This window comes from Streptomyces sp. SAS_270, assembly GCF_052543295.1.
Window position 1 is genome coordinate 103544 of the sequence record NZ_JBMNDS010000009.1, and the last position, 19438, is coordinate 122981.

27 protein-coding genes and 1 pseudogene are annotated in these 19438 nt (G+C 71.3%); all 28 read right to left on the reverse strand.

The features are described 5' to 3' along the window. Positions 1–8: 8 nt before the first annotated feature. On the reverse strand, positions 9–377 hold the full coding sequence (locus ACN6LB_RS08910; protein ID WP_445025305.1) for a hypothetical protein: 369 nt from the start codon (positions 375–377) through the stop codon (positions 9–11). Positions 378–477: 100 nt separating this feature from the next. Beyond that, entirely contained in the window at positions 478–1299 is an 822-nt protein-coding gene (locus ACN6LB_RS08915) for a DUF317 domain-containing protein (RefSeq protein WP_445025306.1), read from the reverse strand. After that, positions 1296–2102, reverse strand: coding sequence for a DUF317 domain-containing protein (locus ACN6LB_RS08920; protein ID WP_445025307.1), 807 nt, complete (start codon positions 2100–2102; stop codon positions 1296–1298). The genes ACN6LB_RS08915 and ACN6LB_RS08920 overlap by 4 nt, the downstream gene beginning before the upstream one ends. Beyond that, a complete protein-coding gene (locus tag ACN6LB_RS08925) occupies positions 2099–2488 on the reverse strand; it encodes a hypothetical protein (protein WP_445025308.1) in 390 nt (129 codons plus the stop codon). The genes ACN6LB_RS08920 and ACN6LB_RS08925 overlap by 4 nt, the downstream gene beginning before the upstream one ends. A 29-nt stretch (positions 2489–2517) precedes the next feature. Next, a complete protein-coding gene (locus ACN6LB_RS08930) occupies positions 2518–2646 on the reverse strand; it encodes a hypothetical protein (protein WP_445025309.1) in 129 nt (42 codons plus the stop codon). Positions 2647–2801: 155 nt separating this feature from the next. Next, complete coding sequence (locus ACN6LB_RS08935) at positions 2802–3164, reverse strand: hypothetical protein (RefSeq protein ID WP_445025310.1); 363 nt, start codon at positions 3162–3164, stop codon at positions 2802–2804. Continuing rightward, positions 3161–3565 carry a hypothetical protein gene (locus ACN6LB_RS08940; protein ID WP_445025311.1) on the reverse strand — a complete coding sequence of 135 codons (405 nt, stop codon included), beginning with the start codon at positions 3563–3565 and terminating at the stop codon, positions 3161–3163. The genes ACN6LB_RS08935 and ACN6LB_RS08940 overlap by 4 nt, the downstream gene beginning before the upstream one ends. A gap of 27 nt (positions 3566–3592) precedes the next feature. After that, the gene (locus ACN6LB_RS08945) at positions 3593–4348 is read right to left on the reverse strand and encodes a hypothetical protein (protein WP_445025312.1); all 756 of its coding nucleotides are present in this window, start codon (positions 4346–4348) and stop codon (positions 3593–3595) included. 26 nt (positions 4349–4374) lie between these two features. After that, positions 4375–5085, reverse strand: coding sequence for a hypothetical protein (locus ACN6LB_RS08950; RefSeq protein ID WP_445025313.1), 711 nt, complete (start codon positions 5083–5085; stop codon positions 4375–4377). A gap of 21 nt (positions 5086–5106) precedes the next feature. Next, positions 5107–6018, reverse strand: a complete 912-nt coding sequence (locus ACN6LB_RS08955; RefSeq protein WP_445025314.1) for a hypothetical protein — start codon at positions 6016–6018, stop codon at positions 5107–5109. Then, positions 6015–6788 (reverse strand): hypothetical protein, encoded by a 774-nt coding sequence (locus ACN6LB_RS08960; RefSeq protein ID WP_445025315.1) that lies wholly within the window; start codon positions 6786–6788, stop codon positions 6015–6017. Before ACN6LB_RS08960 ends, ACN6LB_RS08955 begins: the two co-directional genes overlap by 4 nt. Continuing rightward, positions 6785–7201, reverse strand: a complete 417-nt coding sequence (locus tag ACN6LB_RS08965; RefSeq protein WP_445025316.1) for a hypothetical protein — start codon at positions 7199–7201, stop codon at positions 6785–6787. The genes ACN6LB_RS08960 and ACN6LB_RS08965 overlap by 4 nt, the downstream gene beginning before the upstream one ends. 107 nt (positions 7202–7308) lie before the next feature. Continuing rightward, entirely contained in the window at positions 7309–7758 is a 450-nt protein-coding gene (locus ACN6LB_RS08970; protein WP_445025392.1) for a hypothetical protein, read from the reverse strand. Between the two features lie 82 nt (positions 7759–7840). Continuing rightward, positions 7841–9640 (reverse strand): hypothetical protein, encoded by a 1800-nt coding sequence (locus ACN6LB_RS08975; RefSeq protein ID WP_445025317.1) that lies wholly within the window; start codon positions 9638–9640, stop codon positions 7841–7843. Further along, positions 9637–10779: an AAA family ATPase gene (locus ACN6LB_RS08980; protein ID WP_445025393.1), complete on the reverse strand. Its 1143-nt coding sequence runs from the start codon at positions 10777–10779 to the stop codon at positions 9637–9639. The genes ACN6LB_RS08975 and ACN6LB_RS08980 overlap by 4 nt, the downstream gene beginning before the upstream one ends. A gap of 194 nt (positions 10780–10973) precedes the next feature. Then, the gene (locus tag ACN6LB_RS08985) at positions 10974–11195 is read right to left on the reverse strand and encodes a hypothetical protein (protein ID WP_445025394.1); all 222 of its coding nucleotides are present in this window, start codon (positions 11193–11195) and stop codon (positions 10974–10976) included. Positions 11196–11287: 92 nt separating this feature from the next. Continuing rightward, entirely contained in the window at positions 11288–11638 is a 351-nt protein-coding gene (locus tag ACN6LB_RS08990) for a hypothetical protein (RefSeq protein WP_445025318.1), read from the reverse strand. Then, entirely contained in the window at positions 11635–12036 is a 402-nt protein-coding gene (locus ACN6LB_RS08995) for a hypothetical protein (protein ID WP_445025319.1), read from the reverse strand. Before ACN6LB_RS08995 ends, ACN6LB_RS08990 begins: the two co-directional genes overlap by 4 nt. A 67-nt stretch (positions 12037–12103) precedes the next feature. After that, complete coding sequence (locus tag ACN6LB_RS09000) at positions 12104–13288, reverse strand: hypothetical protein (protein WP_445025320.1); 1185 nt, start codon at positions 13286–13288, stop codon at positions 12104–12106. 52 nt (positions 13289–13340) lie between these two features. Beyond that, on the reverse strand, positions 13341–14147 hold the full coding sequence (locus ACN6LB_RS09005; RefSeq protein WP_445025321.1) for a DUF317 domain-containing protein: 807 nt from the start codon (positions 14145–14147) through the stop codon (positions 13341–13343). A gap of 47 nt (positions 14148–14194) precedes the next feature. Continuing rightward, a pseudogene (locus ACN6LB_RS09010) lies at positions 14195–14933 on the reverse strand (glycosyltransferase family 2 protein). A 79-nt stretch (positions 14934–15012) separates the two neighbouring features. After that, positions 15013–15312 carry a hypothetical protein gene (locus ACN6LB_RS09015; protein ID WP_445025322.1) on the reverse strand — a complete coding sequence of 100 codons (300 nt, stop codon included), beginning with the start codon at positions 15310–15312 and terminating at the stop codon, positions 15013–15015. A 29-nt stretch (positions 15313–15341) separates the two neighbouring features. After that, positions 15342–15527, reverse strand: a complete 186-nt coding sequence (locus tag ACN6LB_RS09020) for a hypothetical protein (protein WP_445025323.1) — start codon at positions 15525–15527, stop codon at positions 15342–15344. 75 nt (positions 15528–15602) lie between these two features. Beyond that, complete coding sequence (locus ACN6LB_RS09025; protein WP_445025324.1) at positions 15603–16121, reverse strand: hypothetical protein; 519 nt, start codon at positions 16119–16121, stop codon at positions 15603–15605. A gap of 17 nt (positions 16122–16138) precedes the next feature. Next, positions 16139–17140 (reverse strand): hypothetical protein, encoded by a 1002-nt coding sequence (locus ACN6LB_RS09030; protein ID WP_445025325.1) that lies wholly within the window; start codon positions 17138–17140, stop codon positions 16139–16141. Between the two features lie 87 nt (positions 17141–17227). After that, the gene (locus tag ACN6LB_RS09035) at positions 17228–17899 is read right to left on the reverse strand and encodes a hypothetical protein (RefSeq protein ID WP_445025326.1); all 672 of its coding nucleotides are present in this window, start codon (positions 17897–17899) and stop codon (positions 17228–17230) included. Then, entirely contained in the window at positions 17823–18575 is a 753-nt protein-coding gene (locus tag ACN6LB_RS09040; RefSeq protein WP_445025327.1) for a hypothetical protein, read from the reverse strand. Before ACN6LB_RS09040 ends, ACN6LB_RS09035 begins: the two co-directional genes overlap by 77 nt. Before the next feature lie 95 nt (positions 18576–18670). After that, the gene (locus ACN6LB_RS09045; RefSeq protein WP_445025328.1) at positions 18671–19435 is read right to left on the reverse strand and encodes a hypothetical protein; all 765 of its coding nucleotides are present in this window, start codon (positions 19433–19435) and stop codon (positions 18671–18673) included. Positions 19436–19438: the final 3 nt, after the last annotated feature.

The window sequence follows — 19438 nt, forward strand, 5'->3', positions numbered from 1 at the left end:
GGCCGCGCTCACCATGGCCGGACTGGGCGCTGTCCCCTGGGTATGCGTGTGACGTCCGGGGAGAAGGTGCGGAACTGTTCGTCGAGTCCGTTGAAGCGATCTCTGTGGGAGGCCAGCTCGCTGTACGCGTCGCAGCAGAGGTCCTGCAGATCGTTGGCGTAGGGGTCTTGGAGAGCGAAGTCGGCACAGGTGGTTGCGATCACGTCGAAGATCTGGGCGATGAGGTGGAGCGCACCGTGACTCCGATCGACGATCGGAGTGAGGATGTTGGCGAGATCCTCGGGGCGTTCGGCTCTGTCCAGCTGCCGGCAGAGGCGCAGGAGTTCGGCGGTGAGGGGCTCAACGCCACCGGGCGTGAGGTCTTGGGACTGCGTCAAGGTGATGCACTTTCGATGGGGCGCCGGGCTGAGGCGAGGCGGTCGGCGGAGGACGCGTGCTCCGGCGTGGGCGTACGGACGGGGCGTACAAGCTCCGGAGTCAGCGGTGTCTCTTGCGGCGACCTGGTCCGGGCGGTGGCGGCGCGGGCGAGGAGGTGCCGGTGCGCTGAACGGTTTCGAGGCGCCGCAGATGCTGCAGGCGGTGTTGTTCCGGTGTGACGGGGCTGCGGCGTGAGTCGAGGAAGCCGAAGGCGTGCCGCGGTTCCTGCCCCTCCCAGCGGAGCAGCGGGGCGGGATCGGTGAGCGCGTCGATGAACCCGGTGAGGGCTGCGGGCGGAGCGGCTTCGTCGATGGAGGCATTCCAGATCCACCGATGCCGCTTCTCGGAGAGCAGTACGGAGACCTGAACTGCCCAGCGATGGATGGGTGTTTCAGCGAGCGAGGACTCGCGGGACAGGTAGGCGGTCTCGTCCGGGGACAGCGCGGCCCGCTCCCTGCCGGCCAGCCGCATGGTCCACCCGCGGCTGGCCGCGAGGCGCCACAGTTCTGCCTCTTCGGGTCGTGGCCCCGTGCTGTGCGGAACGTCGGTGAAGCCCGCGATGATCTCCACCGGGGTGTGGATGCCGAACTGGGCCGACCACGCGTGGCCCTGGGCCGGGCGGACGCGCCAGGAGGACATGAACTCGTCCTCTTCGGGTTCCAGTGTGAGGTGCAACCGTCGGTCGGGGCTCTCCAGCAGGACATGCGGATAGCCCGGGACCGAGTGGTTGCTCCAGCCGGACGCGAGCAGATACTCGGTCACATGTCGGGGGTCGCCCCCGCCGGCCAGATGGCGCGGGGTTACCTCGTCCAGCCAGCGGACGGCGTTGACGCGATGCAGGGTGGGACCGTTGACCTTGGAGTAGAAGCGCTCGTGGCTCACCGCATCCGCCCGGCCTTGGCATACGGGCGGGCCCCGGGACCTTGAGGACGTGCCCGGTTGCTGGCGAAGGTGTTGCTGGCCCAAGTGGCGGCGCGGGCCGCGGTGATCCGGGCCTGCTGCCATGCGCCGAGTTGCGAGGGCAGCACGGACACCGAGGTCGTGCGGATTCTCTGCGAGGGCGGGACGTGGCCGAGGGGCCGCATCACCGGCTGCGGGTCGGCGAGCGCGGTGCTGAACGCCTGCACCAAATGCATCGGCGTGGTCGGCGTGAACGTCGCCTCCCATACCGTCCCGTGCTCGTTGCGGGCGCCGGCCCACCAGTGCGCCTGTCCGGGGGCGGACTGGTGGAAGCGGACGACGGCGTCGCCGTCCGGACTGCGGGCGGTGAAGTGCTGTCCGCGCTCGGTTTCCCAGCCCTGTGCCTCCAGCGGCGCCCACACGTTGGGGGCGTGGGCGGAGCGCGGCCGGGTCAGCGCGTCGGTCATTCCGGCCACGATCTCGACGGGGACCGGCCGGCCGAGAGTGGCGTGCCACGCCTCCTCCGTCCTGGTCTGCTTCCCGCTGATCGTCCAGCCGCCGGGCTGGGTGAACGGGTCGTAGCCGATGCGCACGGACTTGTCGGGGCTGTCGAACACGACGGGACCGCCGGTCTTGGACTTGTCCTTCCAGCCCGAGGCGCGCAGGTACTCGGTGACGAAGCGCAGGTCTCCGCCGCCGGCGAGGTGCCGGGGTTCTACGAGGTAGTGCTGCTGGGCCTGCTGACCGGTGGGGCCCCAACCGGACCACTGCTTGTTCTTCTTCACCTGCGCCGCCTGACGACCATCGCCGATGCGACCGGCGCGGCGGTGGGCCCGCTGGAGCTGAGGGCGGGCGCGGCGACCTTCTTGATGGCGCCGGTGTGCTCAGTGAGGTCGACGCTCACGCTGTCGAGTTCGTTGGCGGCGCGGCCCAGCGCTAGCCAGACCTCGGGCGGCAGGATGCCGCGCTCGGAGTTGACCTTCGCGAAACGCGAGCCGGTGGAGACGAGTGCGGTGACCTCACCGAGGAGACCGGTGTCGTAGTCCAGGACGTTGGCGAGGATCTGGGCTGCCTCGCCCGGCGGCGCCAGGGCGAGGTGACGGCGGAGCTGGCCGATCTGGGCGGTGATGGCGTTGGCCAGCTGTATGGAGGGGAGAGTCGAGTCGGGCATGGGCCTCCTGAACAGGCCGTTCGGGGCTGCTAGTTGTGGGGACGGATGCGGTAGCTCTCCACGAGGAGGGCGGCGTCGCGGCGGCGGGCCTCGTCGAGGGCCGCCTCGGGGCGTCCGCCCGCCAACGGGATGTTGCGCCCCCAGCTGCCGACGCTCACGGCGCGCAGGTAGTGGCGGAACAGGGCGGTGACCAGGCGGGGCTTGCGGTCGGCGGTGATGGGCGGGGGTGTGCGGTCGGGCTTGTGAGTGACGGCGGGCTCCTGGCGAGGGTGGGGCCGGCCCCGGTAGACCGGGGCCGGCGAGGGGCGGTCGGTCAGCGCGTACGGCGTGCTTGCGCGGCGGGTGGTGTGGGTGGCGGTGCTGGTCGGTGTGCTGCCTTTTCGGCGAGTGCTGCGCGATAGGCAGTGCCGCCGAAGAGGCCCGCATCGATGTCGACCCGGTATCCGGCACGGGCCAGCAGCGGCGCGGCCCGGTCGGCCAGGGCCTTCATGGTGATCTCGTCCATCTCGTCCGGGATCTGATGCCAGACGTCGCCCTCGACCTGGTGCCGGTCGAGGCCGAGGTCGTCGAGCAGGACCAGGAGATGTTCGGGGGCGTCGGCGCGGGTATCGACGTAGATCGTTCCGTCGCGGTGGTAGACGGTGACGTCGACGTCGTAGTCGTCGGCGAGGCTCACCGTCGGTGTGCCCCCGCTGGACGCCCCGTCGCGGGCGCGGCGGCCACGGCGTGTGGCGGGACCGGGGCGCTGTGGTTGCGCATGGCCGTTGCGGCGTCGGTGTAGGCGGCGGCGTCCCAGACGTCATCGTCGATGCGGACCACATATCCGGCCTGGTGCAGCCAGGGCACCGCATGGGTGGCGAGCTGCTTCTTCGCGTCCTCGTCGAGGTGGGCGGGTGCTTCGTGCCAGAAGTAGACGGGCCCGGGGGTGGGCAGGGTCCGGCGCTCGAAGCCGAGGTCGTCGAGGAGGGCGAGTAGCTGCTCGGGCGCGCCGGTCGGGGTGTCGGCGTGCACGGTGTCGGTGAGGGGCTTGCGGTAGATCGTGACGTCGGTGCCTTCGTCGTCGGCACGGTTTCCCACGTGCGGTTACTCCTGTGCGGTTCGGGGCTATCGCCGTCGCGCGGACGGCACGGACGAGGTCGCGGGCGGCGTGACGGGGGTGGTGTCCAGGGCAGGCCGGGTCGGCGGATGGCGCAGCACGGTGTCGATGCCCAGCGCGGACAGCCGTTCTCCGGTGGCTCGTACGGAGGCAGCCTGGCGGGCGGTGTCGTCGCCCGACAGGACAAGGGCGGCTCGCGCTGTGTCGAGAACGAAGCCGTGGTCGGTGAGTACCTGGGTGATGTCGGCGCGGCCGGGTTGGTCGACCACGAGTGCACCGTCCGACCAGGTCATGACCAGGCGTTCGTCAGCGGATGATTCCCGCGTGAGGTGCTCGGCGTTCTTGAAGACCTGGTGGGCCGCGACGTAGTAGCGGGGAAGGAGGTCGAAGGTGATGTTCTCGGCGGCGCTGAACGGGTCGGCTTCGACCGCGATTCCGTCCGGCTCGCGTACGCCACGGAATGCCTCGGACGGTACGTCGTCGGGGGCCAGTGCGGCGATGAGGTATCTCTCCGCGTGGCCGGGCTGTTCCGTGACGAACAGGCGTGTTCCGTCGTGCCGTTGCAGCACGGCGCAGTGGCCCACGGGGTGCTTGGCCAGTGCTTCCGCGACCTCGTTCATGTCCCAGACCGCGTCGGTGAGGACGTGGTGGACGTTGAGGCCGCCATGGCCAGGGTGGTGCGCGCTGGTCCAGGTGCCCGGCAGCTCGCCGGCGAGGACGGCGGCGAACGAGCCGAGGCTGGTGTCGGGGGTGGGGTCGTGCATGGGCTCCTCGGAAGGGAAGGGCGCGATCAGCGTCGCGGGTGTGCCGGTGCGGGTGCGGCGGGCACGGCGACGGGGCTGGTGGTCAGGCGCGGCGGAGGCGTCGGGCAGGCGCAGACGGCGGAGGCTTCGCGTTCCTCCGGTCCGACCTCGGCGGTGCACGCGCGGCGCTGGGGATGGTCCTGGTGCCGGTCGACGAGGTCGTTGCGCATGTGCGCGAGGTCCGACCACAGGACGCCGAGCCGGTGCTCGGCCAGGTACTGCAGCCGCTTCGCGGTGTGCGGATCTGCCGGTTGGCCGAGGTCTTGATAGAAGGCGGCGGTGGCCGCCAGCACCTCGCCGAGGGCGACGAGCACGCCGTCGTGGGAGGCCGTCAGTTCGGTCAGGACGTCGGCGACCTCGTCGCTGCTGGTGGCGTCGCGGATCCGTTCGGCCAGGTGCGCGACGGAGGAGCCGAGTGGAAGGTAGTGCGGCTCGCGCCTCTCGGTGTCGAAGGCGTCGTCGGTGTCGACGCCGTACTTCACGGCACGCAGACGGGCGACGGCGCGGGTGGCGAGGCGTTTCTCCTCGGCTTCGTCGAGGCCGACGGGCAGGCGGTGATAGGTCTCGTGGAGGCGGACGACGGGGACGAATCCGCTGCGTTCCAGGATGCTGTGGGCTTCGGGGTCCCCGCCGCGGGCGAGGACTTCCCCGGAGTGGACATCGCGCCTCAAGGTCAGAAAGCGATCGGCAAGGGCCAAGAAGGTGTTCTTTCAGTCGGGTCAGCGGGAGAGCCCGGCGCCGGACGGGCCAGGTGCGACGATCCGCGTGGATGCACGGGGTGTTGGCCCGGCGAGGGGCGCTTGAGCGGGGGCTGGCAGGGCCGCAGCCAGAGACTCGAGACTGGCTTGGATGCCGTACAGGCGGCGGGCCACCATCTCCAACTGGTGCGCGATGTCGGGGCCGTACGCATCCGGCAGGTCATCGAGGCGGTGGGCCGTGTGCTCGATGAGGCCGCGGACGGTGGCCAGAGGCCCCGTGCGTTCGGCGGCGAGCTGCCGCAGCAGTACACCGAATTGGGAAGCGGCATCGGCGGTGCCGACTTCCAGTCGGCGCCCCGCGAACCGGGCTTGCTGGACGGGCTGCTGCGGATCCGGTCCGGTACGGGGCGAGATGAGGCCCAGCTCTGCCTCGATGCGTCGGCTCTCGGCGGACAGGAGCGCGTGCAGCCGGTGCGGCTGTGCGGTCCAGGTGTCGTCGGGGCGGATGAGGTTGGCGATCAGATCGAGGCGGCCGGGCTGCGCCTGCACGGCGATCCAGCGGCAGCTGTGGTCGTCGCCGGGGTGTTGGATGCCGGCGGTGCGGGCGATCCGGTGGGCGATCTCAGTCCACTCGGGGCGGGTGAGCTCCCGGTCGTCCGGGTGCAGCCGCACGTGCATGTGCCAGATGGCGCGGCGGTCGCCGTGCGGACTGACTGGGATTGGGTGGCGCCAGTTGGGGTCGTCCAAGTGCTCGGCGATCTCGGCGGTCGTCCAGGTCTGCCCTTCGTCGAGGGGGGTGTATACGGCGAGGTTGTGCCAGTGGGCGACCACCGTGTGGTCGGTCAGGCCCTCGCGGTCGCTGACCGGGCGGCCTAGGGCTTCGGCGAGCGCCTCGCCGGCGCTGAGGTCACGCGGTCCAATACGGACGATCATGGGGTGGGATCCGGGCGGTGGGGGATGAGGAGGGCCAGGTCGTGCGCCGTGGTGATCAGGGCGCGTTCACGTACCAGGTCGGCGTGGACTGCCAGTTCGCCGGGCGGCAGCAGCTCCAGGGCGTGGTCGATGGCGGTGAGGGCCTCGGGGTACTGGCCCAGACTCCGCCGTGCCGAGGCCATGCGGAACAGCGCGATCGGATCGTTCAGCCCGCCCTCGGGGAGCAGCCCCACCAGGGCGAGCAGCATGGGCGCTCGGCCGGGAAGGAAGGTGCCCAGCCATACGCCGTGCAGCAGGACGTGCAGGGTCTTGGGGTGGCCGGGTGCGGCCACGAGGACCCGGTGCAGGACGGCGAGGCCGTCGGAGCGGGACTGCCCCAACCGTGCGAAGCCGTACAGGGCTTCGCTGTACGGGTCCTCGTTCAGCACGCTCACCGGCACCTTGTTCATGAGTGACTCGATGTTGCGGCAGCGGAAGTCGTAGCGCAGCGTGCTGAGGTAGAGGTGCCGGTACGTCCGCCAGATCACCGGGTCCGGGTCGGTGTCGGTGACGTGCTCGGAGGTGAGCACGACCAGCGCGCTGTTGCCGACGGCGCGGGCCTGCCAGGCGACGTCGGCGCACACTTCGGCCGACTCCTGCCACGTCGCGTCCATCTCGCGCAGGGCCTCGGCGAGCAGCGTCGGCCACTCGCTCCCGGTGAGCCCCTCGATGGCTGCTGAAGCCGCACTCGTGAGTGCTGCGGCGCGCTCCGAGCCGAGTGCCTGTGTCACTGGCCACCCCGGGCATCGGCGACGTGCACCACCTGGTTGAGGCGGGAGACCGAGTACCAGCCGCAGTCGACGTCCTCGTCGGCGTCGGCCAGGCGCGGGATGAGGTAAGTACGCAGCGCCTGCTGGTAGATGAGGCAGTCCGGGCAGCGGCTGGAGAGGTGGACCAGGTAGCGCGGGTGCGCAGTGATGTACGTGCGCTCGCCGCCGGCCGGGTCGTACAGGCGCCAGCCGTCCTCGTCGGTCGGGGTGTGCCACGACGGGGTGACGACCTTGTAGGCGTCGCCCCACAGTTCGCTGCCGGAGGTGCCCTTGAGGATGACGACCTGGTCACCGGGCCGGAAGTGGGCGTGGGTGATGTCCCGGTCGGGGGTGACGATGTCACCGGGGGCATGCGGATGGCGGGATGCGGGCACGGCTGGGTTCCTTCCACGAGGGACGCGGGGAGGCGGTGGGAGGAACAAGGATCCGGACGATCCCCGGTTTCGGTAACCGGGGATCGTCGGGTATACAGCCCCGCGTCCTACCGGAACGGGTTCTCCGTCCCGATGTCGTCCGAGGCGGCGGCGTCCAGGAGTTCGGGCAGGTCAGAGCCCTCAGCGCCCCTCTGGTCGATCCACCATCCAGCGCGGGCGACGGTGCGGATCTTGTCTTCCAGGACGGCCCAGTCGGCCTCGTCCCAGGTGCCCTCGCTCACCAGCGCGCTGTACGCGGCGGTGACGAGCTGGTGGCGGGAGCGCTCGCCCCAGGCGAGGGCCTTCTCGGGCCCTTCGAGCGGCGGCATGTCGAACTGCTTCGCCCACTCGGCGGCGGCCTGCTGCTCCTCGGCGCGCTTGGCGGCGAGCCAGGCTTCCTTGGATTCCGTGTCGGCGTCGCGGGCGGCCTTCCAGCAGTCGGTGCAGTCGCGGCCTTCGAGCCAGCGAGCGAATCCGGCGCGCCGGTCGGCGGGACGGTTGGACAGGTTGTGCGTCACTTCGTGTCCACAGCTGTGGACGATGTTCCAGGTCGTACGTATTGCCACGTGGTTGTTCCTGCTTTCTGTCTTCTGCGTCGTCTCAGCGTGTCCTGCGGATGGCGTCTGTGGCCGCCTTGGCGATGGCGGCGGGAGCGCTGGAGGGTTGGGGCAGGTGCAGCAAGGTGGTCCCCGGCAAGTGGTGGGACTTCGGGGTGAGGGTGAGTTGGAGTACGGCGCAGCCGGCGGTCGTGAGCTGCTTGATGCGGGTGACGGCTTGAGCGGTTTCGTCGCTGCCGTAGTGGGCGTCGGTGACGATCACGAGGAGGCGGCCGGCGCCGGGGCGGCTGAGTTCGAGGCCGTGGTCGAGTGCGTCGATGGCGTTGCCGAGGTTGTGGTGGCCGCCGGTGGCATCGAACGTCGTCACGCGCTCTGGTGCTTGGTGGGTGGGGCGGGTCAATGCGGTCAGGTGCTGGTCGTAGGCGATGGTGGCGGTCAGGGAGTCGGGGTCGGTCAGGGCTGCTGCGCGTGCCACGATCCAGGCGGCGGAGGCGACGGGCGCGCAGGCGGCACGCATGGAGCCGGAGACGTCGACGGCGATGCCCACACGCAGCGGTGGGGTGGGGGAGTTCCGGCGGCGGGTGTGGGTGAACGGTTCCGCGGTGGGGACCGACCCGGCCGCGCGCTGAGCGTCGCGGGCGAGGGCCGCGCGCATGTTGAGGCGGCCGGGCGGGGTGGGGCTGGTGGCCCGTTCCTCGGTCCGCTCGCGGTAGGCGGCGGCACGCAGGGCGCGGCTCAGGCGCGCGGCGGCGCTCTTCTCGGCGGCGGTGGGCTTGCGGGTGCCGTTGACCGGGTTGCCGTAGGGCGCCGGTGTGCCGTCGGGGTTGACGGTGGTGCCACGGGCGTTGAACACCGACTCGGCGGTGGCGGCGGCTTTGCGCCGCTGGCCGGCCCGCTGGGCGCGGTCCTGAGCCTGCGCCTTGGACCGCGACGCCATGGCGTTGGCCGCTGCGTCCTGTGCCGCGAGGTCGGCGGCGTCGGTGGCTGCCGTGCTGTCCATGACGACCCCCACGGCGCCGGACAGCAGATCGGTGAGGTTCTCCGGCACGGGCCGGGCGGGGGCCGCGGCGTCCAGAGCGTCGCACCATTCTTGAGCGTGCGCGAGCATGGTCGTGGCGTCGTGGTCGGCGCACTGGTGGGCTGCGGTCCAGATGCGGGTGAGTGTGGCCAGCAGGTTTGCGCCCAGCACCTTTTCGCACAGATCGGCGACGGCCCGGGTCTCGCCGGCGTCCAGGATGCCGACGTCACGGCGGCCGAGGACCAGGGCCGCCACGGCGGCGGCGTGCTCGATGCCCTGGAGGGTGGGGTGGGCGATGTCGGGCATGACCAGGGTGCGGGCACTGGTGCGCAGGTACGTGCGGTCCGTGGGCCGCGTGATCAGGTGTGCGCCTTCGACCCGGCTCTCCTCCAGCAGGAGCGCGGCCTCGACGACACGGGGGTTCGCTCCGGCAGGCGCCGTCCAGACGGAGTGGGCCGCGTGCGCGGCCTCGTGGACGAACACTCCCCAGGCGGCGGGATACCTCTCCTCGTCGCCCACGATCCGCGGATGGATCTCGTGGGGCTGGAGCGGCGCGAACAGGCCGGCGTCGAACTCGACCTCGCTCAGAGTGGGGAAGAACGCGGCCGGTGCGCCGCTGCGCGTGCCGGGGCGGCAGGTGACGAGGAGGTCCTGGCGGCCAGAGAGGTCGACCAGCCGGTCGCCGAGTTCGGCTCCCACGCGCAGCCACGCGGCCGGGGAGGAACGGGGTTGCGCGGGCGGGGCGCCGTCGTCGTCCCATCGCGCGAGGTCGGCGTCGTCGTCCGGCGTGGTGGCGGGGGACTGGACGTGGTGGTGGGCGCTCATCGCGAGCGGCCCCGGTGCGCGGAGCCGGTGCTGCCCGGGGGCTGCCGGACGGCCGAGGCGGAAAGCTGCTTGCCGAGGGTGAGGGGAGCGACCTCCTTGACGCCGACAGCCTTGATGACGGCAGCGGCGACGGCGTCGCGATCCTCCACAGGAGCGATGCCGACCAGGTTCGCGAGCGCGGCTTTGGTGCCGAGGACGGCCTCGGTCTTCTGGTAGCTGAGCAGCTCTCGCAGTTGGGGGGCCCAGCCCAGCTCGCCGAGTTCGACTTGGCGGGAGAGGTGTCGGGCGACCCGGACCACCCGGGCATCGATCCTCAAGGCCAGGGCGAGGTCATAGTCCGTGCCGATCTGGATCTGCACGCTGAACCGGCTCGCGAGCGCCTCCGTCAACACCGCCCCGTGGACGCCGGGATTGTGGCCCGCCACCACGTAGAAGCCCGGCTCGGCCTTGATGGTCTCGCCCTTGTGGGCCTTGACCTGGATCTGCCGACGCCCGTCCATCGCGGGATACAGCGCCGCCAGGACCTTCGGTGAGATCAGGGTGGCATCGTCGATCAGCAGGGCGCGGCCCTCGGTCATCGCGGTGACCAGCGGACCGTACTGGAAGACGTAGGCTCCCGCGTCGTCCTGTGTGTATTCGCCGATCAAGTCGCCGACCGTGGTGTCACCGTCGCCGGCGACGGTGAGCAGGTCCGGGAACGCCGCCTCCACCAGCGACGTTTTGCCGGTGCCCGGAGGGCCGTAGAGCAGCACCGGCACGTCGGCGTCGCGCAGCCGATTCAGCGCCTCGACGTCGGGCAGATCGGCCAGCTCCCGGGGGTGGTAGAGCTGGCCCCCCGCGCGACGGATCGGACCGGTCTGCCTGGGCCTGACTGCTGCGGGAATGGTCGTGCGGACCGTGGCCGCCTGGGCGCGGGGAGAGTGGGTGCCCGGTGGGCTGATCACAGCGGTCTGCGCGGCTGCGGCGGTCTTCGCGTTCGCGCGGAACTCCGGTTGTCCCATTCCGCTTTGGTCGGCCTCGCCGCGTCGCACCAGAGTGAGGGCGGCGTTGCGGACGGCGCCGTGGGAGTGGCCCAGCTGCCTGGCCATGTCCCCGATGGTGAGCGCGTCCGCCGGCCGATCGGCCAGCAGTCGGGCCACCTTGGCCCGTAGCTCGCCGCCCTTGGTGCGCGCTGGACTGGTAGGCGTTCCGGGTGTGGTCAATACGAGGATCCTTCAACAGGTGCGGGTGCGGGCGGGGTTGGCGATGCGCTGGAGAGGCTGGCCGTTCTCGGAGCGGATCACGGACTGTGCCGACATCGGCGACCGGGCCAACCGGGGCGTACCGTCGGCGCTCACCGGCCGACCGAGGGCTCAGTACAGGTGCAGGGGATGGCCTGCGACGAGCGGCTCGCCGGCTGCCGAGCAGGCCCGTGGGTGCGCTCCGTACCGGGTTCCGTCGCCCGGCAGGCGCAGCCTGGCGTCTCTTCGAAGCCGGCCTGGAGCAGGATCCGCCGGGCGGCGGCGTTGTAGCCGGTGGTGGTGATCTCGCCGGTGATGGTGTGCCGGATCGTCATGAACGGCTCTGCTGGTGCTTCGGGCAAGGCGGGTCTCCTATCGGTGGCGGCGGAGGAAGTCAGGGCGGAGGGCCTTCGTGTCGAATCGGCGGTCAGCGCCGTTGCCGCCGCGGGGAGCCGGCAGGTGCGGACTGTGCGGTCATGGCGGTCTTCGTGCGGCGTGGCGCCGATGGCGCGGACGCGGCGGGCGGGACGGCGCGCAGATCGGGGTCGAGGTCGACGCTGTAGCGGGCGGCGGCGAGCATCTCCGCGGCCCAGGTGGCGTGTTCGTTCTCCCAGGTGCGGCCCAGGTCGAACGGCAGCCGGATCCAGACGCCGCGCAAGGTGGGGTAGGTGTCGAATCCGGCGCGCTTGAAGACGCTCGCGGCGAAGCCGTCGACCGGGCCCTCGACGTCGACTTCGCCGCCCTGGCCGCGGGTGATGTGGATCGGCTCGTCGCTCATCGGCTCCGCCCCTTCCCGGCTGCTTGGGCACGCCCGCCCACCGGTACGGCGCCGGGCTGGGGCAGAAACTCGGGGAGCGCGGTGGTCGGGGCGCCGCGTTGCTGCGGGGAGCGGGTGGCGGCTGCCTGCGCGATGCGGTTGCGGCGCTCCATCAGCCCGTTGCGCACGGTCGGCCGGGGCGAGGAGGCGCTGAGGCCGGGGTCGAGGCTGTAGTCGGCGTGGACTTCGTAGCCGTGGCGGCGAAGGTCGTGAACGGCCTGGCGGGTGCGGCGGATCCCGTCCTGTTCGGGATTGGTGAGCCGGTACAGGCCCGGGGTGTTGGGTACGGGCTCGAACTGCTCGCGTACAAGGAACCAGTTGGCGAGGTGCGCGGGGATGTTGGCGGTGGCGGCGGCCACGAATCCGTGGTCGGGGTGGGCGCCGAACCGGAAGTGGTCGGACAGAGAGGATTCCTTTCTGGAGCGGTCAGCGGTGCGCCGCCGCGGCGCGGGGCGCAGGCGGCGGAACGGTGCGGGCGGTGAGCAGCCGTGGGCTGGGCGCGGACAGAGCCGCCGGTCCACCCGGTACGGCTGCGCGGACCTGGCGCTCGAACGCCTCGCTGTCGGCGAGCCAGGTCTCGATGGCCGGCAGGACGGCGAGGCCCATCTGCCCGCGGACCTGGCTCCACTCGTGGGCCGGCAGCGTCCGGGGTACCGAGTACAACTCGTGCCGCAGGCCGTTCCACTCGTCCCAGGTGTCCTGGCTGTGGGCGAGTGCCTCGCGCAGCCGCGTCAGTGCTGCACCGTCGTCGGGCCAGGCGGTGGCGGCGGGGCGGCAGCGCGAGAGGAGGAGTGGCGCGTGTTCGAGGACGTGACGGAACTCCAGCCAGGCGTGGTCGGCGAATTCCCGTTCCATTCCGGAGATCAGGCGGGAGCCGCCGAGCGGCACTGCGTCGCTGTACCGGCCGGAGTCCTTGATTGCCTCCAGGGCCTGGTGTTCTTTCCGGATACGTTCCAGCGCCGACAGGACGGTGTTGAGGTCCCGGTGGTGCAGGGCGCGGCGGTAGGCGGGCAGGAACGTGTGGGTCACGGCGTGCGTGGCGAGGCCCGGGTCGGCGGGCAGCACCATGGTGCGCGGCGTGGCGGGATCGTCGCGGACGTCTTCCTTCTCGTGGTCGGTGAGCGCGCCGAGGAGGTAGCCGCTGCGGTGGCCGGGCCGCTCGACCAGGAGCAGTTCGGTACCCGTGCCGTTCTTCAGTACGGACGCGAACGGGATGCGGTGGTCTTCGAGGGCCTGGTGGATCTCGCCGGCTTCCCAGAGCCCGTACCAGAGATCGTCCTGCCACAGCGGGTGGGCGTAGATCTCCAGCTCGGCGTTCCAGGTGCCGGGCAGCCGGGCGGCGATCTCGATGCCGACGTCGCCGAGGTAGGGCCGAGAGCTGGTGACGAGGGTGGCGCCGCGTTCGTGGGCGCGGTGCACCAGGGCGCTCGCGGTGTGCCAGGCGACCTGCGCGTCGGCGAGCGAGGCGGTGTACGCGCCGTTGGACAGGCGGCTGAATCCGGCAGCTTCAAGAGCCTGGTTGGCCTGCTCGTAGTCTTCACCGGAGGCGATGGCGACGAGGCCGAGAGTCCGGCTGGTGCTGAGGGTGATCTCGGTGGAGGGGGTGAGCATCAGGGTCCTGATGGGTCGAGCCCGCAGGCGACGTCGTCCAGGCGGACGGGGCTCAGCGGGTCTTCCGGGCGCGCTTGGGCTCGGGGCTGCGCGCCGGGCTGGCGGGTGACGGCCGCGCCGCGGGAGGCCGAGCCGACGGAACGTGCGTGATGGTCACCAGGGGCACGACGGCCTTGGGGAACGGGAACGCCGTGGAGCGCGGGATGGGCCGGGGATCGAGGGTCTTGGCGACGACGGCATGCATGAGGAATTCGGGCGCCTTCTGCGTGAACGAGATGTCCCACAGGTGACCGAGGTCGTCCGGGGAGGCGGCCACGTGCCAGGCGATGGATGCGTCGCCGTGGATCGGCGGCGCCGATGAGTCCGGCGGCCGACCGATCACGGCTGCCTGCCCGTCGCGGGAGATGAACCCGGAGAGTCCGGAAGCGTCGAAGTGGTTCCAGGCGTCGATGTCGACCAGCAGCTCGAACTGGCCGGGCTCGGCGCCGATTCCGTAGACGACGTGATCCGGGTCGGCTTCCAGTTCGGCGGCCAGGGTGCCGAGGAGCGTGGAGACGAACTCGACCGGCTCGGCGCCGCTGACGCTCGTGCGCCATCGCTCGGACGCTTCCTCCTCGCTACGGGCCGAGACCACCAGGTGGGGGCCTCGGCCCACGGCCGTCTGGTCGTGGCGGATGGTGACGCGCCGGCATGGACTGGTCACGGTCAGGGCCGAGTTGTCCGTCTGCGCACTCCACCCTGCCTCCTCGGCGAAGACTTCCAGGAACTCGTGGTGGGTGGTGGGCAGGCTGGCGGCCAGGTAGCGGGGAGAGATGAGGACCTTCTGCGGGGCGTGGTCCTGAGCGGGGGTGTCGGGCATAGGTGCCTTTGGTGGGTAGGAGTGGGGCGGGGCGAGGGCCGTCTCAACTACGCGGCGGCGGAAGCGGCGTCGCGTAGCGGCGAGGACGCGGCGCGCAGGCTGACACCAAAGCGGTGGGCGAAGACCCGCGCCCTTGCCTCCAGCTGGTCGTATGAGTCCTGCGCCGTCATCTGCCCGGCGTGCTTGCGGTACCGGTAGACCGGGACGGGCAGCACGATGCCCGGGGCGAGGCAGGTGACGGCGAGGGTGCAGTAGTCCTCGCCCTGGACGAGACCGCCCATGGGGGCCGCGCGCACAAGGTCGGTGCGGGCCAGGAGGGTGGTCGGGCCGAGCGGGATGGTGTCGGCCGGGTCCTTCCAGTACCGCCACACGTCCCCGGCCTCGTGCGGGCCCGGCGGCGTCGGGGGCCGCCACAGGGTCGTGGCCCCGTCGGGGTGGAGGTCCTGGCTGTATCCGGCGCACCAGCCCACCCCGGTCGCCTCCAGGGTGCGCAGCCGCAGCGCCATGGCCCAGTCGGTGAACTCATCATCATCGTCGGCCCAGTTTCAGGTACTCGGTCCGCACTTCGGAGAGTGCGAAGTTGCGGGCGCAGGCCGCGCCGACCGGGCGCGGCAGGGCGAGGATGCGCACGCGCGGGTCGGCGGTGAGAGCGGCGGGCAGCCGGGCGGGGTCGGCACCGTCGAGGGCGACGACGGCCTCCCACGGCACGCTCTGACGGCACAGGCTGGCGTGTATGGCCGTGAGGAACGCCAGGCGATCGGTGCGGAGTTGGGTGGCGATGACCACAGTGATCTTCGGGCACGAGTGCGGGGACAGCGGGTTCTCCGGGCGGGGTGGCGGTCGGGGACGGTGCGGGGAGCCGGTGTTAGCGGCGGGCAGCCGGGCGGGGCGCGGGCGCCGGCGCGGACGTGGACAGGCGCGGGGCGGTGCGCGGCGCAACGATCGGAGCTGGCGTGTCCGGGTGCCACGCACTGGGATTCGCCGTGACTCGGCTGCGCGGATCGGTGTCCCACGCGACGACGGGACCGCGGTCGTACGCATGCAGGGCGATCACCTCGATGCCGTGCGGGTGCAGGACGTAAGCCCACTCCAGCTCGTCGGTGCCGTCCTGGGTGATCAGCTCACGCTCGGCCGGGCTGCCGTCCGCATTGATCACGTTGGTCATCTGACGGCTGGGGTATTCGTCGCCCCCGGTCAGGCAGCGGCGCAGGCGGCGGGAGCGCCGTCGAGGAGGTCGGTGCCCAGCTCGTCCCAGCCGTGATCCACGTCGTCGATCAAGTGGCGGGCCATGGCTTCCAGGTCGGCGGCGAACCGGTGCTGAAAGGCGGCCAGGAGCAGCGGGAGCTTGTTGTCGGGGTAGCCGTCGAAGTGGACGTACATGCCGGCGTAGCCGTCGGCGGTGGGGCGGGCGATGACAGAACGAGTGGACAGAGGATCTTCCTGTCGTGGGCGGGGTCAGCGGGCGGATCGGCGCGCGGGCGCAGTCGGTGCGACAGGAGCCGCCGGTACGGTTCGCGGGGGTTGCGCGGATGCCGACCGGTTCGTGCGCCGATAGACGCTGGCCAGGTGGTCCTCGCTCAAGTAGGCGAGCCGGTCACCGAGTGCTGACAGCTCCTCGGCGTGCTGGCGGTAGCGCGCCGCGATGCCTGGTTCCTGGTAGTGCTCGCACCATTCGGCCGCGGTCTCCAGAAACGTGTGCAGCTCGCCGAGGCCACTGCGTCCGTCGCCGAGGACGGCCTGCGCAACGGTGTTCAACTCGGCTGCTGTGCGTACCCGGTAGGGCTGACGGGTCCAGTCGATGATGCTCTGACCAGCCTCGTCGTCGGGGAGCGAGGAGCTGAACTCCCGTGCGTCGTGGGCGGCCCAGCGATGCAGGTCGTCGGCGGTCGGCCGGTCGCCCCGATGGGCGGTGATCTGCTGGGTGGTGCGGCCGACGTTGTCGTACAGCTCGAAGTCGGGGCGTGGCAGGGACAAGGCACTCCTCCGGTCGGCTACGCGCGGTCCGTCGGCGCGGAGCCGACGAGCGGGCCGGAGGCGTCGGTGCGGGCGCACGTGTAGCCGATCAGGCGGGAAGGGGCGGCCTTCGCGGGCACGGTGGCGGCGTCGGCGCAGACGAACGTGTACGTCACCGACGTGCGTGGGATGCCGTGCAGCCAGGCGTTGTCGTCCTTGTCCGGGTTGATCTGCAGCCCGGAGTGCGCGACGGCGTCGGTCTGCGTGTGGGTGTGGGCGAACAGCACCAGTGCACCGCCGTCGCCGGTCTTCAGCGCGTAGGCGTCCTTGAAACGGTTGGCGCCCCCGGCGAAGACGGTGGTGCCCAGCTTCCCGAATTTGCGGGTGGTTTCGTCATGTACCTTGATCTGCTGCTGGCTGGCCTTGGTCGGGTCGAAGACCTTGGTGCCGGTGTTCGTCCCGCCGGTCGCAAAGTTGTCGATCACCGCGGCGCGCAGCAGGTCGGCGTCGGCCGCGAGCTGCTTGTTGCCGGTGGCGGCGACCGCGGTGGCGTAGCCGTCCTGGTCGAGGGCGACGTCCGGGAGCGTCGTGCTGTCGAGGTCGACGACGGAGACCAGCTCCCACCGCTTGTCCTTCGGCTGCTCGGCGAAGACGGCGATGCGGCTCGGGTCCTTGCCCTTCTCGCCGGAGAGCGCGGCGGCGAACCATCGGTCCTGGCCGGTGGTGAAGCGCGGGATGTACAGCTTGGCGCTGGAGGTGTCGTACGACCACGGCTTGTACGGCTTGCGGTCGGCCTTGGGCAGGCCCTCGGTCTCGGTGTAGTCGGAGACGGACATTGCGAACAGCGGGCCGTCTTCGATGGTGTCAAGCAGGGCGCGGTCGCGCTGTGCGTTGGCCTCGTTGTTGATCTTCGAGTAGTTGCTGATGACGGCGCGGGCCTGCGCCTCACTGAGCGCGGCTACCGGCTTCGGCGCGGCGGGTGTGGTGGCGTTCTTCTTCGTGGACGGGGCGTCGTCGCTGCTGCAGGCGGTGGCGGCCACGGCGAGCAGCGCGGCAGAGATGAGCAGGGGAAGGGCGCGGCGGGCGGTGTGGATGGGGGTGCTCCAGGGGCTTGGTCGGGAGAGGGATCAGCGGCTGCGGGAGGTGGCAGGGCTGGCCGGGGTGGCAGTGATGGCGCTGGTCGTGCTGGGGCTGCGGTTCGGTGTCGGCGCAGCGGCGAGCCGATCGGCCTGCTGATGGAGTCGGCCGCCGGTTTTGTTCAGCCGATCGCGGGTGCTGTCGATCCGCGCGTGCAGCAGGACCCGGGTGGAGTCGATCTCCGTAGTGCGCTGCGTCGAGCGGGGCGCGGCGGCTAGCTGCTGGAGGGCGCCGGCATGGGCGACGGCGTCGCCGAGGTCGGCCAGGGCGTGCCCCAGGGCGCTGACCGTGAGCGTGAGTTGGGCGACCGTGCGGCGAGTAATGTCAATTTCGGGGGCGCCTCCGCGTCGTACGGTGCGCGCGGCGAAGGCTGCCGCGGTGGTGAGGTGGGTGATGAGTCCGGCGACGTCGCGAACGCGGTCGTCGAGGTCATCGAGGTTGTCGACGCCGGAGTGCACCGAGTCGGTAAGCGGCAGTTCGTCGGCCGCGTTGTGGATGCGCTCGGCCAGCGAGTGCAGCTGACCGACCTGGTCGTAGGGGAAGGGCAGGCGGACTCCTGGAAGTGTGCGGCGGGTGACGGCGCGGTCAGCGGGTTCGGGGGCCTGGACGTCCGGGTGTCCCTGCGGGCGGAGACATCGGTGCTCTCGCGGCAGACGCTTCACGCGGTGGTGCGCGGCGGCGGGGCGCTTCGCGCGCGGGGGAGGTGCTCGACACGGCGTCGGGAGCGCCGAGGGGGTGCGTGCCGCCGAGGAGGGAGGGGGTGCCGTCAAGTTCGTCGAGCCACTTGAGGAGCTTGGGGAGGTTCTTGTCCGGCCCGTAGGCGAGGTAGGTGCCGTCGGCGCTGTCGCAGCCGAACCACTCGGCAATCCTCAGACGGGACCGGGAGTTGACGCGGCCCATGTGCACGCCCTTGCCGCGGACCTTCGCCTCACGGGCCAGCCGTTCGGCTACGGGGCCGAGTTTCCAGTCGGTGGATCCGGCCAGGAACAGCACGTCGAAGCTATCCCAGGGCAGTAGCCTGGGTTGGTCGCAGCCGTCCTGCGCTGCGAAGGCTGCGGGGACGCCCAGCTCACGAATGCGGGCCAGCCACGGCAGCGACTCGGTGAGGGTGCCGGCGGCGTCGAACGGCTGGTCCGGGGCGAGCGCCCACAGACAGCGATCCGGCCCGTACCTCTCGATGGTCCTAGACAGCCAGGCGAACCACGCCTCGGCGCCGGGCCAGTAGCGGCCCTTGCCGTCGCTGCCGAACTTGGAGTTGTCGCAGGCGTACAGGGCGCCCTCGGGGATGCGGCTGCCTTGCGCCGGGGTGGTCATACAGCCGAGGCGTCCCGCGCTCATCGCGGCCCGTATGTCAGGCCCCGAAGGAGTGCCGAGGTAGCGCACGCTGCACCTCCCCGGCGCCGCCGCGCACTGTCACCCGGGCGAAGGCGCGGTCAACGGTGATGGCTGCGGATGGCCGTGGGCACGGGCGGCGGCACCGTGGCCGTGGCCGGCGCGGCGTGGCGCAGGTTCACGCCGATTCCCCGCTGCGCGAGATGGCGGGCCACCGCCTGGACCCGCAGGGCGCGGCCGTCCTCGCCGTATGCGGTGGGCAGCAGGAAGGCTGCCTGGTGTGGGTGGTACTGGAAGCCGTGGGCGTACAGAGCCATCCGCGCCTCTTCCGGCACGCTCGCGTACGGCGCCCCCAGCACCCCGTCGTCATACCAGGTCAGCGTGACCACCTGTGCGACCTGCGGCGGAGTTTGCCGGTGTGGGGGCTCCGGCTGCTCGGCGGCGTTGCGGTGTACCGCCTGGAGGGCCTGCTCGTAGCGAGGCAGGACCCTGCGGATGATGAGGGCTGCGGCACGCGCGGGATCGTCGGGGATGACGATGCCGTTCGGCTCGTCGACTCCGTTGAAGTGATGCGCCTGGACGGCGGCGTCGTCTGGCGCGAGCGGGGCGACGACGAACTGGCGCGAGGAGCGCGGCCGGTCGGAGAGGTAGAGGTGCTGCTGATCCGGACCGTGCAGGACGGCGTCGTGCCCGAGTACGAATTCGGCGGCGACGTAGCCGATGTGGCCGGCGTCCCAGAGCTGTTCGGCCACGGGGAACTGGTCGGAGTAGGCGAGGTGACGGTGGTATTCGCTGGTCCAGGCGCCGGGCAGGCGGTCGGCCAGGGCGGTGGCGAAGGTGTCCAGGTCGGTGCGTGCTGAGGGCATGGG